Annotated in this window: 12 protein-coding genes; 7 read left to right on the forward strand and 5 right to left on the reverse strand. The window is 63.3% G+C overall.

Going from position 1 to position 12065, the window contains the following annotated elements; all coding sequences use genetic code 11:
* Positions 1-7: 7 nt before the first annotated feature.
* From O7A70_RS03875 to O7A70_RS03890, 4 genes are all read right to left on the reverse strand, one after another.
* Positions 8-1564, reverse strand: a complete 1557-nt coding sequence (locus O7A70_RS03875; RefSeq protein ID WP_337139102.1) for a formate dehydrogenase beta subunit — start codon at positions 1562-1564, stop codon at positions 8-10.
* Complete coding sequence (locus tag O7A70_RS03880) at positions 1561-2040, reverse strand: formate dehydrogenase subunit gamma (protein ID WP_337139104.1); 480 nt, start codon at positions 2038-2040, stop codon at positions 1561-1563. The genes O7A70_RS03875 and O7A70_RS03880 overlap by 4 nt, the downstream gene beginning before the upstream one ends.
* A gap of 132 nt (positions 2041-2172) precedes the next feature.
* Positions 2173-3072, reverse strand: a complete 900-nt coding sequence (locus O7A70_RS03885) for a LysR family transcriptional regulator (protein WP_337106101.1) — start codon at positions 3070-3072, stop codon at positions 2173-2175.
* A 94-nt stretch (positions 3073-3166) separates the two neighbouring features.
* Positions 3167-3544: a VOC family protein gene (locus O7A70_RS03890; RefSeq protein ID WP_027142152.1), complete on the reverse strand. Its 378-nt coding sequence runs from the start codon at positions 3542-3544 to the stop codon at positions 3167-3169.
* 225 nt (positions 3545-3769) lie between these two features.
* Between O7A70_RS03890 and O7A70_RS03895 the strand changes: the two genes are divergently transcribed.
* From O7A70_RS03895 to O7A70_RS03905, 3 genes are all read left to right on the forward strand, one after another.
* The gene (locus tag O7A70_RS03895; RefSeq protein ID WP_027142151.1) at positions 3770-4411 is read left to right on the forward strand and encodes a DUF47 domain-containing protein; all 642 of its coding nucleotides are present in this window, start codon (positions 3770-3772) and stop codon (positions 4409-4411) included.
* Positions 4412-4414: 3 nt separating this feature from the next.
* Positions 4415-5419: an inorganic phosphate transporter gene (locus O7A70_RS03900; RefSeq protein WP_337139106.1), complete on the forward strand. Its 1005-nt coding sequence runs from the start codon at positions 4415-4417 to the stop codon at positions 5417-5419.
* A 75-nt stretch (positions 5420-5494) separates the two neighbouring features.
* Positions 5495-6664: an Mrp/NBP35 family ATP-binding protein gene (locus O7A70_RS03905; protein WP_337139107.1), complete on the forward strand. Its 1170-nt coding sequence runs from the start codon at positions 5495-5497 to the stop codon at positions 6662-6664.
* Between the two features lie 17 nt (positions 6665-6681).
* On the opposite strand, the gene O7A70_RS03910 is transcribed toward O7A70_RS03905, so the two are convergent.
* Positions 6682-7131, reverse strand: a complete 450-nt coding sequence (locus tag O7A70_RS03910; RefSeq protein WP_337139109.1) for an SRPBCC family protein — start codon at positions 7129-7131, stop codon at positions 6682-6684.
* 152 nt (positions 7132-7283) lie between these two features.
* Between O7A70_RS03910 and O7A70_RS03915 the strand changes: the two genes are divergently transcribed.
* The 4 genes from O7A70_RS03915 to O7A70_RS03930 all read left to right on the forward strand — a co-directional run bounded on the left by O7A70_RS03915 (position 7284) and on the right by O7A70_RS03930 (position 12061).
* Positions 7284-9089, forward strand: coding sequence for an IlvD/Edd family dehydratase (locus tag O7A70_RS03915; RefSeq protein ID WP_337139111.1), 1806 nt, complete (start codon positions 7284-7286; stop codon positions 9087-9089).
* 299 nt (positions 9090-9388) lie between these two features.
* Positions 9389-10207: a sulfurtransferase/chromate resistance protein gene (locus O7A70_RS03920; protein ID WP_337139113.1), complete on the forward strand. Its 819-nt coding sequence runs from the start codon at positions 9389-9391 to the stop codon at positions 10205-10207.
* Positions 10204-11595 carry a chromate efflux transporter gene (gene chrA, locus O7A70_RS03925; RefSeq protein WP_337139114.1) on the forward strand — a complete coding sequence of 464 codons (1392 nt, stop codon included), beginning with the start codon at positions 10204-10206 and terminating at the stop codon, positions 11593-11595. The genes O7A70_RS03920 and chrA overlap by 4 nt, the downstream gene beginning before the upstream one ends.
* Before the next feature lie 67 nt (positions 11596-11662).
* On the forward strand, positions 11663-12061 hold the full coding sequence (locus O7A70_RS03930; protein ID WP_337139115.1) for a hypothetical protein: 399 nt from the start codon (positions 11663-11665) through the stop codon (positions 12059-12061).
* Positions 12062-12065 lie beyond the last annotated feature (4 nt).

Below are 12065 nucleotides of genomic sequence, written 5' to 3' on the forward strand. Positions count from 1 at the left end.
CCAGCTCCTATTCAGCAGCCACGCGCGCTGGCGCGGGCTTGAAATCCTCGGGGAAATGCGTGATCGAGCTCATCACCGGGTAGGGCGTGAAGCCGCCCAGCGCGCAGAGCGAACCGAATTTCATCGTGTTGCAGAGGTCCGTGACCAGAGCCAGGTTCTTCTCCGGCTCGACGCCGGCGGCGAGCCTGTCGATGGTTTCCACGCCCCGCGTCGAGCCGATGCGGCAAGGCGTGCACTTGCCGCAGCTTTCGATGGCGCAGAACTCCATGGCGAAGCGTGCCTGCTTCAGCATGTCGGCGGTGTCGTCGAAAACCGTAATGCCGGCGTGGCCGATCAGTCCATCGCGCTTGGCGAATTCTTCGTAGTCGAACGGCGTGTCGAACAGCGCGCGCGGGAAATAGGCGCCGAGCGGGCCGCCGACCTGCACCGCCTTCACCGGGCGCCCGGTGGACGTGCCGCCGCCGATCTCATCGACGATCTCGCCCAGCGTCAGGCCGAAAGCGGTTTCGAACAGGCCGCCTTGCTTGACGTTGCCGGCGATCTGGATCGGGATCGTGCCGCGTGAGCGGCCCATGCCGAAATCCTTGTAGAAGGCGGCACCCTTGTCCATGATAACAGGCACGGAAGCCAGCGAGATGACGTTGTTGATCACCGTCGGCTTGCCGAACAACCCTTGTATCGCGGGCAGCGGCGGCTTGGCGCGCACCACCCCGCGCTTGCCTTCAAGGCTGTTGAGCAACGAGGTTTCCTCGCCGCAGACATAGGCACCGGCACCGACGCGGATTTCCATGTCGAAGGCGTTGGGCGAACCCAGCACATTGACGCCGAGCACACCGGCCTTGCGGGCGATCTCGACGGCCTTGTTCATGACAGCCACCGCGTGCGGATATTCCGAGCGGATGTAGACAAAACCCTTGGTCGCGCCGGTGGCGACGCCGGCGATTGCCATCCCTTCGATGAGCACGAAGGGGTCGCCTTCCATGATCATGCGGTCGGCGAAGGTGGCGCTGTCGCCCTCATCGGCGTTGCAGACGATGTATTTGCGCTCGGATGTCGTATCGAGCACCGTCTTCCATTTGATGCCGGTCGGAAAGCCCGCGCCGCCACGGCCGCGCAGGCCGGACTCCGTCACCTGCTTGACGATATCGGCGGGCGCCATGGCCACCGCATTCTGCAGGCCCTTCAATCCGCCGAGCGATTTGTAGGCATCGAGCGACAGCGGGTCGTTGATGCCGCAGCGCGCGAAGGTGAGCCGTGTCTGCTTGGCGAGGAACGGGATCTTGTCGGGCGCGCCGAGCCAGCGCTTGTGATGCCCGCCCTTGAGGAAGCCGCTGTCGAACAGGCTCTTCACGTCCGACGGCTTCACCGGCCCGTAGGCGACACGGCCATTGGCTGTCGCCACTTCGACCATGGGTTCGAGGAAATAGGCGCCGCGCGAGCCGTTGCGCACGATCTTGGCCTCGATGCCGCGCTCGGCAAGTTCATTTGCGATCGCTTTGGCGACCTTTTCCGCGCCCAGCGCCAACGCGCCGGAATCGCCGGGAATGTAGATGCGGGGGGTCATGAGCGCACCTCGGCCACGATCTCGTCGATCTTGTCATCATCGAGCCGTCCGATCACCTCGCCGTCCAGCATCGCCGACGGCGAACAGGCGCACAGGCCGAGACAATAGACCGGCTCCAGCGTAACCGATCCATCACGCGTGGTCTCATGGAAATCGATGCCGAGCAACTGCTTGACCCTGGCGGCGACCGCGTCCGAACCCATCGACCGGCAGGCTTCCGCCTGGCAGAGCTTGAGCACGTGCCGGCCGGCCGGCCGAGCGCGGAAATCATGATAGAAGGTGACGACACCGTGCACCTCGGCCCTGGAGAGGTTCAGCCCATCGGCAATGACCGGCACGGCGTCTTGCGGGACGTGGCCGAATTCTTCCTGGATACCGTGGAGGATCGGCAGCAGCGGACCTTCGAGATCCTTCAACTCCTGGACAATCGCCGCCGTGCGGGATGCGATCTCGGTACTTGCTGTCTGCATCGTCACGCAGCGCCCTCCCTGGTCGATGGCTTTATCGCTAAGTCTTTACAAAATCAGAGGAAACCCCTGAAATCAATAAAGCTGATCCGTTGCTTGATAGAAATTTTCTATCAAGCTCTTCCGCCTCAGTTCTCTAACCTAGCGGTGGGCGCGGAAATCGTCTGCCAGCGCCATCGCCTCGTCCAGCAGCGCCTGCACCAGCGGCGTATGCGGCTCACGCGGCGCGGCGACCAGCCCGACCGTGTGGCTGGCATCGGGCTCGACGATTGGAATGGCACGGATCGGTTCGGAAAAGCCGAATGTTTCCGCAAGGTTGAGCGGCATGATCGACGACCATTTGCCGGTCCGGATGTGCGAGAACAGCACGATCATCGAGTTCGATTCCAGCGTCGGCCGCACCTGCACGCCGGCTTCCGCCAGATGCTGGTCGATGATACGGCGGTTCTGCATGTCCGGCGTCAACAGGCACAGCGGCAAATGGCTGATCTCCGCCCATGTCACTTTGTCGCGGTCGGAATAGGGAGTGCCGATAGCGGTGATCAACTGGTAGCGCTCGTCATAAAGCGGCACGCTGGTCACCCGTCCGAGCGGCTCGTTGTCAAGATAGGTGATGCCGGCATCGACATCGAAATTGCCGAGCAGCGACAGCACTTCGATCGAGGTTCGCGACAGCACCGAAAAGGTGACACCGGGGTGCTTGTCTCGAAAGGGCGTCGTCAATCGGGCCACCATGGCCAACGCTGTCGGGATGGCGGCAATGCGGATGCGGCCGGAAAGGCCGTGGCGGGCGGCGCGCATCTCCTCGCGCATCGTCCTGGAGTCGCCGACGATGCGGCGCGCCCAGACCAACACCTGCTTGCCCTCCGGCGTCAGCCCCTGAAAGCGCGAGCCGCGATTGACCAGCATGACGCCGAGCTGGCCCTCGAGCTGTTTGATCCCGGCCGACAAGGTCGGCTGCGTAACCCCGCACGCTTCAGCCGCCCGGCCGAAATGCTCCTCCTTGGCCAGTGCGATGAAGAATTCCAGCTTGTCGATCATAGGTGAAGCTAACCGGCGCAGCCGCACCGCGCCAGATGGTTGCTGCTACAGCCGACAATCGTGCCGCCCCCAGCCGTTGCGCAATCGCAAAAAACTACCTGTCGACGAGATTCAGGATGTTGCCGTCCGGATCCTTGAACCAAGCGACCTTCATACCCTGCCCGACATGGACATCGCCTTCCAGCGTCAAACCGGGCATCTCGTAGTGTTCAAAGACGACACCCTTCGATTTCAACGCGGCGACGACGGTTCCGATCGCGTCGCCGACCGTCCACGTCACGGCTGTCGCCTTGTTGGTTCCGGCGAACTGGGAGCGATAGACATTGATGGTGGTGTTGCCGCTTTTGTACACGATCAGTTCGCCGCCCTCATCGTGCACCTGTTTCAGGCCGAGCGTCCCCGCATAGAAAGCCTTTGCCTTGGCCAGGTCCCTGACCGCGAGATTGGCCGTTGCGTTGCTGTTTTCAAGCATGATCGTCTCCTTCCCTGATTGTTCCCTCGTCATTGAACCTGTCTGGGTCGAACGTTCCATTGCTGAAGTAGGGTCGCCCAGCCGCTTGACGAGCGTCAAGGACATGCGCCTTGCAGCAAATTGTGCCTTCAAACGGCCCGATCCACGTCTTTCAGCCGGCTTACTGTTTCCTGCGGGCGCGTGCGGCGCTATGTGGATACAACTGGTGCGCAGGGAGGGACGAACATGCTGGGCTGGTTCCGCAAGCTGTTGCCGCGCGAAGATCGCTTCTTTGACCTGTTCGAACAGCATTCCCGTACCGTGGTCGCCGGCGCCGAGGCACTCCAGCTGCTTCTCCAGGGCAAGGACATCGAACGCAGGTGCCGGGAGATCATCGATCTCGAAAACGAGGCGGACGACATAACCGCGCAGGTGCTGCTTGCGGTGCGGCGTTCATTCATCACGCCTTTCGACCGCGGCGACATCAAGGATCTGATCCAGTCGATGGATGATGCCATCGACACGATGCACAAGACTGTCAAGACGGTGCGGCTGTTCGAAAAGCACGAATTCGATCCGCTGATGCAGGAAATGGGTGGCGTCATCGTCGACGCCGCCAAGCTGGTCGCGGAGGCGATCCCGCTGCTCGCCAAGGTCGGCGCCAACAGCGCACGCCTCAATGAACTCGCCGAGGAGGTCATGCGTGCCGAGGGCCGGGCCGACGACCTGCATGAGCAGGGTTTGAAGGACCTGTTCAAGCGCCACAATGGCGGTGACGCGATGGCCTATTTGATCGGCTCGGAGATCTATGGCCAGCTCGAGAAGGTGGTCGACCGTTTCGAGGACGTCGCCAACGAGATCAGCGGCATCGTCATCGAGAACGTCTAGGCGATGGAAGCGACCATCGCCTTTCCCCTGCTCGCCGGCCTCGTTGCCGTGGCGCTGTTCTTCGATTTTCTCAATGGCCTGCACGACGCCGCCAACTCCATCGCCACCATCGTCTCCACGCGGGTGCTGCGGCCGCATTATGCGGTGCTGTGGGCAGCCTTCTTCAATTTCATCGCCTTCCTGTTCTTCGGCCTTCATGTCGCCGAGACCGTCGGCAAGGGCATCGTCGACGTCAGCGTCGTCACGCCGGCGGTGATCTTCTCGGCGCTGGTCGGCGCCATTGTCTGGAACATCGTAACCTGGATCGCCGGTATTCCGTCGAGCAGCTCGCACGCGCTGATCGGCGGGCTGGTCGGAGCCGGGGTCGCGAAGGCGGGCTTCGGCGCCATCGTCTGGTCGGGTCTCGGCAAGACCGTCGCCGCGATCGTACTGTCGCCGGCAACCGGTTTCGTCCTGGCGCTTCTCCTGGTCCTGGTGGTTTCATGGCTGTTCGTGCGCCAGACGCCATTCGCCGTCGACAGCACGTTTCGCGTCCTGCAGTTCTTTTCGGCCTCGCTCTATTCGCTCGGCCATGGCGGCAACGACGCCCAGAAAACCATGGGCATCATCGCCGTACTGCTCTATTCGCAAGGCATGCTCGGCACCTCGTTCTATGTGCCATTGTGGGTTGTCCTCACCTGCCAGTCGGCGCTGGCCCTGGGCACGCTTTTGGGCGGCTGGCGCATCGTCCACACAATGGGCTCGAAGATCACGCGCCTCAATCCGATGCAGGGCTTCTGCGCCGAGACCGGCGGCGCGATCACCCTGTTCGCCGCCACCTGGCTCGGCATCCCGGTTTCGACCACGCACACCATCACCGGTGCCATCATCGGTGTCGGCGCTGCCCGCCGGGTTTCCGCCGTCCGCTGGGGCATCGCCGGCAACATCGTCGTCGCCTGGGTCGTCACCTTGCCGGCGACGGCGGCGATTTCCGCTCTCACCTACCTGGCGCTCAGCCTGGCCCGGTGATGTCGCGGCGTGGCGCTTGGACCAGCCGCCGATCTGCACTATGTGAGCAGCACCTTAAGCCGAGGAAGAATTGTTATGGCCGTCACCAAGGAAATCGTCGTCGAGCGCCTGAAGACCGTCAACGGGCCGGATTTCACCGGCAACATCGTCGACCTCGGCATGGTTTCGGAGATTTTCATCGCCGATTCGAAAGTGTTCTTCTCGATCACCGTTCCCGCCGCGCGCGCCCAGGAGATGGAGCCGTTGCGCGCCGCCGCCGAGCGGGTGGTGAAGGCCATTCCCGGCGTCGCCGGTGCGGTCGTCGCGCTGACGGCTGAAAAGAAAGGCGGCGGCATGGAGGCGCCGGTTCCATCGCGTCCCGCACCCAGGCCGGCTCCGCCCGCCGCCGCACCGCGGGCGGCTCAGCATGCTCCTGCTTCTCAGAGCCATGGCAAGCGCGGCGTCCCCGGAATCGAGGCGATCATCGCGGTTGCTTCGGGCAAGGGCGGCGTCGGCAAGTCGACCACGGCCGTCAACCTGGCGCTCGGCCTTACCGCCAACGGCTTGCGGGTCGGCGTGCTCGATGCCGACATCTATGGCCCGTCGATGCCCAGGCTGCTCAACATCCGCGGCCGGCCGCAGACGGTCGATGGCAAGATCCTGAAACCCATGGAGAATTACGGCCTCAAGGTGATGTCGATGGGTTTCCTCGTCGATGAGGAGACGCCGATGATCTGGCGCGGGCCGATGGTTATGTCGGCGCTCACCCAGATGCTGCGCGAGGTCGAATGGGGGCGGCTCGACGTGCTTGTCGTCGACATGCCGCCCGGCACCGGCGATGCCCAGCTCACCATGGCCCAGCAGGTGCCGCTGGCCGGCGCGGTCATCGTCTCGACCCCACAGGACCTGGCGCTGATCGATGCCCGCAAAGGTCTCAATATGTTCAAGAAAGTCGATGTGCCGCTGCTCGGTATTGTCGAGAACATGAGCTACTTCCTCGCCCCTGACACCGGCAAGCGCTACGATATTTTCGGCCATGGCGGCGCGCGCCGCGAGGCCGAGAGGCTGGGCGTCACCTTCCTCGGCGAGGTGCCGCTGGAAATGGGCATTCGCGAAAGCTCGGACGCCGGCACGCCGGTGGTCGTCTCGAAGCCCGACGGCGCCGAAGCGAAAATCTATCGCGATATCGCTTCCAAGGTCTGGGACAGGGTCAATGAGGAACGCGGCGCGGCCGAAGCGGCGGTGCCGAACATCGTGTTCGAGTGATCCCCCAAGAGGAGCGATCAGCCGCCGACTTTCTCGCCGAATGCCGAAAAGAACTGTCCGGCCAGTTTCTTCGAGGTCGATTCGATCAGCCGGCTGCCGAGCTGCGCGATCTTGCCGCCGACTTCTGCCTTGGCCGCATATTTGAGGACCGTCGCGTCCGGCCCGTCGGCGGTGAGGGTGACGTCGGCACCGCCCTTGGCGAAGCCGGCGATGCCACCCTTGCCTTCGCCCTGGATGGTGTAGGCATGCGGCGGCTTGAGATTCTTGAGCGTCACTTCGCCGTTGAAGGTCGCCTTGATCGGACCGATCTTCAGCACCACCGTTGCCGCCATCTCGGTCGCCGATTTCATTTCCAGGCTCTGGCAGCCCGGAATGGCGTCCTTCAGCACGGCCGGATCATTCAGCGCTTCCCACACTTTCTTTACGGGTGCGGCGATACGTTCCTCGCCCTCGATCACCAAAGCCATTTAAACCTCCCCCGTCGCCGATGTCGGATTGGTCGTAGCGCGCGGTTCGATAGCTGTCTATCGCACCAAAGTCCGGATTCAGATCACGCGTGCCCCCTTGCCTGCATCCGCGCGTTGTCATATCGATTTGTCATACAAATACGGAGACCATGATGGCCGGCGCCCCCACGAAAAAGAAAAAGTTCCGCTCGCAGGAGTGGTTCGACAATCCCGACAATCCGGGAATGACGGCGCTCTATCTCGAGCGTTACCTGAATTACGGGCTGACACGCGCCGAGCTGACGTCGGGCAAACCGCTGATCGGCATCGCCCAGACCGGCTCTGATCTCTCGCCTTGCAACCGGCACCACATCGAGCTCGCCAAGCGCGTACGCGAAGGCATCGTCTCGATGGGCGGCATTCCTTTCGAATTCCCCTGTCACCCGATCCAGGAGACCGGCAAGCGACCGACCGCGGCCCTTGACCGCAACCTTGCCTATCTCGGCCTTGTCGAAGTGCTCTATGGCTATCCGCTCGACGGCGTTGTGCTGACCATCGGCTGCGACAAGACCACGCCTGCCTTGCTCATGGCGGCGGCGACCGTCAATATCCCGGCCATCGCGCTGTCGGTCGGCCCGATGCTCAATGGCTGGCACAAGGGCAAGCGCACGGGCTCGGGCACCATCGTCTGGGAATCGCGCCAGCGCCTGTCGGCCGGCGAGATCGACTATGACGAGTTCATGGACATTGTCGCCTCCTCGGCGCCGTCCACGGGCTACTGCAACACGATGGGCACCGCCACGACGATGAATTCGCTGGCCGAGGCGCTCGGCATGCAACTGCCCGGTTCGGCCGCCATCCCGGCGCCGTACCGCGAGCGCGGCCAGATCGCCTATGAGACGGGAAAGCGCATCGTCGACATGGTGCACGAGGACCTGAAACCGTCCGACATCATGACCCGCGCGGCCTTCGAAAACGCCATCGTCGTCAATTCGGCCATCGGCGGTTCCACCAACGCGCCGATCCATCTCAACGCCATCGCCCGCCATCTCGGCGTGCCGCTCGACAATGACGACTGGCAGAAGGTCGGCCTCAACGTGCCGCTCATCGTCAACCTGCAGCCGTCGGGCGAATATCTCGGCGAAGACTATCACCACGCCGGTGGCGTGCCGGCGGTCGTGGCCGAACTGATGAAGGCCGGAATGCTGCCGCATCCCGATGCCCTGACCGTCAACGGCAAGTCGATCGGCGCCAACTGCGAGGGCGTCGCCAACGAGAACACCGACGTCATCCGCACCGTGGCCGAGCCGCTGAAGGCCAATGCCGGCTTCATCAACTTCAAGGGCAATCTGTTCGATTCGGCGATCATGAAGATGAGCGGCATCTCGCCGGAATTCCGCGAGCGCTATCTGTCGAACCCGAACGATCCGGAAGCCTTCGAGGGCAACGCCATGGTCTTCGATGGCCCGGAGGATTACCACGCCCGCATCGACGACCCGGCCCAGGGCATCGACGAGCACACCATCCTGTTCATGCGCGGCGCCGGCCCCGTCGGCTATCCCGGCGGCGCCGAGGTCGTCAACATGCAGCCGCCGGCCTACCTCATCAAGAAGGGTATCCACGCGCTGGCCTGCATCGGCGACGGCCGCCAGTCCGGCACGTCGGGCTCGCCGTCGATCCTCAATGCCTCGCCGGAAGCCGCCGTCGGCGGCGGTCTGGCGCTGCTCAAGACCGGCGACCGCGTCCGCATCGACCTGCGCAAAGGCACCGCGAACATCCTCGTAAGCGACGACGAGATCACGCGGCGGCGCGCCGAGCTGCAGAAACATGGCGGCTACCATTATCCCCAGCACCAGACGCCATGGCAGGAGATCCAGCGCGGCATGGTCGACCAGTTCTCGGCCGGCATGGTGCTGAAGCCGGCGGTGAAATACCAGGATGTCGCGCACACCATGGGCGTGCCTCGCGACAATCACTGATTATTCCCGGAATAATCATCATTATTCCCGGAATAATCATCGATTATTCCCCGCAATAATCATCGATTATTCCTCGGAATAGTCATCGATTATTCCTGGCTGGTCACGGATGATGAATGGGCGAACACCGGCGGCTTGATCGATCAGGCCGCCGGTCCCCGCCATAGGCCGGGAACGCTCGGTCCTTGACAAGCCTGCCCAACAATTCCACCATCATGCCAAGGGGTGCATCGCGACGACCCCGTGAGGCGTCAGCCCAATGTTCGCGTCCAGGCTTCTCTGTTCAGGAGGTGGACGCCATGCCGTCAACAACCGCTATCACCGTACAGCAACTATCCCGTCTGATTGGTCTGCCCGGCGCACCTGTGATCGTCGATGTCCGCATCGATGACGATTACGACGCCGATCCGCGCCTGCTGCCGGCCTCGCACCGGCGCAACTTCAAAACCGTCTCGGCCTGGGCAAACGACCTTGCCGGGAGCCAAGTGGCCGTCGTCTGCCAGAAAGGCCAAAAGCTCTCTCAAGGCGTGGCCGCTTGGCTGCGGCACCAAGGCGTTGCCGCCGAATCCCTCGAAGGCGGTTTCGAGGCCTGGCGCGATGCCAGCGGCCTTCTGGTCCGCGCCGACAAGATACCGTCTCGCGATGAAAAGGGCCGCACCGTCTGGGTGACGCGGGCTCGCCCCAAGATCGACCGCATCGCCTGCCCCTGGCTGATCCGGCGTTTCATCGATCCGCATGCGGTCTTTCTCTTTGTCGACGCAGCCGAAGTGCCTGCCGTCGCCGACCGCTTTCAGGCCGTATCCTTCGACATCGACAATGTGTTCTGGAGCCATCGCGGCGAGCGCTGCACCTTCGATACGATGATCGAGGAGTTCGGGCTGGAATCCCAGGCGCTCGATCGCCTTGCCCCGATCGTGCGCGCGGCCGACACCGCACGGCTTGACCTGGTTCCCCAGGCCGCCGGATTTCTCGCCGCCTCGCTCGGCCTGTCCCGCATGTTCCGCGACGATCTGGAGCAGCTGGAGGCGGGAATGCTGCTCTATGACGCGTTCTTCCGGTGGTGCCGCGACGCCACCGACGAGACGCACAACTGGCCGAGCGGGGTGAAGCCGTCATGAGCAGCCTCATTTCGGGGAAAGATCCCGATATCGTCGAGACATCGGCGGTTCCGAGCTTCCGCGAGGCTACGAAACTCTGGGCGAAGATCGGATTGCTGAGCTTCGGCGGGCCGGCGGGGCAGATTGCGCTCATGCACAAGGAGCTGGTCGAGGAGAGGCGGTGGATTGGCGAACAGCGTTTCCTGCATGCCTTGAATTACTGCATGCTGCTGCCCGGTCCCGAGGCCCAGCAGCTCGCCATCTATATAGGCTGGCTGCTGCACAGGACGATCGGCGGCCTTGTCGCCGGTGTCCTGTTCGTGGTGCCTGGCGCACTCGTCATGCTCACCTTGAGCATCTTCTATGCGCTCTATGGCGATGTGCCGCTCGTCGCGGCGCTGTTCTTCGGGGTGAAGGCCGCCGTGCTCGCGGTCGTGGTCGAGGCGGTGATCCGCATCGGCCGCCGCGCCTTGAAGAACCGGGTGATGGTGGCGATCGCGGTTTGCGCTTTTCTCGGTATCTATGTGCTCAGCATCCCGTTCCCGCTCATCGTCCTGATTGCGGGATTGGTGGGATGGCTGGGAAGCCGTGTCGCGCCAGCCCTGTTTTCCGGCGCGGCGCACGGCAAGAACGACGCCCCCGATATCAGGGGCGCGGTCGACCTGATGTTCGAACGCGGCGAGCTGGCCCACACCAGGCCGACAAGATGGCATGCGCCGCGTATCATCGCCATCTGGCTTCCGATCTGGCTCGGGCCGGTCCTGCTGCTCTGGGCGCTCACCGGGACGAGCAGCGTGTGGACGCAGATCGGCGGGTTCTTCAGCGTCATGGCGGTCGTCACCTTCGGCGGCGCCTACGCGGTCCTTGCCTATGTCGCACAGGCGGCCGTGCAGTCTTTCGGCTGGCTCACCCCCGGTGAAATGGTCGATGGCCTCGGGCTTGCCGAGACCACGCCGGGGCCGCTCATTCTGGTTTTGCAGTTTGTCGGCTTCATCGCCGCGTTTCGCCACGCCGGCTCGCTGAACCCGTTGCTTGGCGGATCGCTTGGAGCACTGCTGACCTTGTGGGTCACGTTCACGCCCTGCTTCTTCTGGATATTCCTCGGTGCGCCCTATATCGAGGCCTTGCGTGGCAACAAGGCTCTGTCCGCCGCACTCGGAGCCATTACCGCCGCCGTGGTCGGCGTCGTCCTGAACCTCGCTTTGTGGTTCGCCATGCACGTTATCTTTCACCAAGTCAGCAAACTTGGCCTCGGCATGAATGTGCCGGTGCCGTCATCGATCGACTGGCGCGCAGCATTGTTGTCCTGTGCCGCCATGATCGCTGTCCTCAAGCTGAAGATCGGCATGCTGCCGACACTCGCCGGGTCGGCCCTGGTCGGTGTCTTGCTGCTGGCAGTGAGTGGATAGACGCCGGTCGCTGCCTTTGTATTCCGCTTCCGAACCACCTAACTGGTTGGAAACGGATTGGACCATCATGGCGCAACGACGCTCTTCCCTCGGCTTTCTCGGCATGTTCGGCCGCTCGGGTGATTTGCGGCAACTCGACGCCGCCTTGCGCGGCGCCGACCTGCACCCGGCCCTCGTGCCCGAAGGGGTGAAACTCACCATCGTCAATCTGATGAAGGATCACTGGCCCGAGGAGCCACCGCCGCAGGCCTATCCACAGGTGGCGAACCTGTTCAGCTATTGCATCGCCGGACCGGAAACCTTCGAGCGTGCGCAAGGTCCGCAACAGCGGCTCGACGCGGAGCGCCGGATCGAGGCGGCTCTTGAAACCGGCGACAGCTTCGATGCGCGGATCGTGCTGATGGCGCTGCACGCCAAGCTGATCAACGCCGAGGTCGTCGAACGTTATGGGCTGGCCGCCGAATAGCTGC

The organism is Mesorhizobium sp. Cs1299R1N1 (genome assembly GCF_037179655.1).
GTDB lineage: Bacteria > Pseudomonadota > Alphaproteobacteria > Rhizobiales > Rhizobiaceae > Mesorhizobium > Mesorhizobium salmacidum.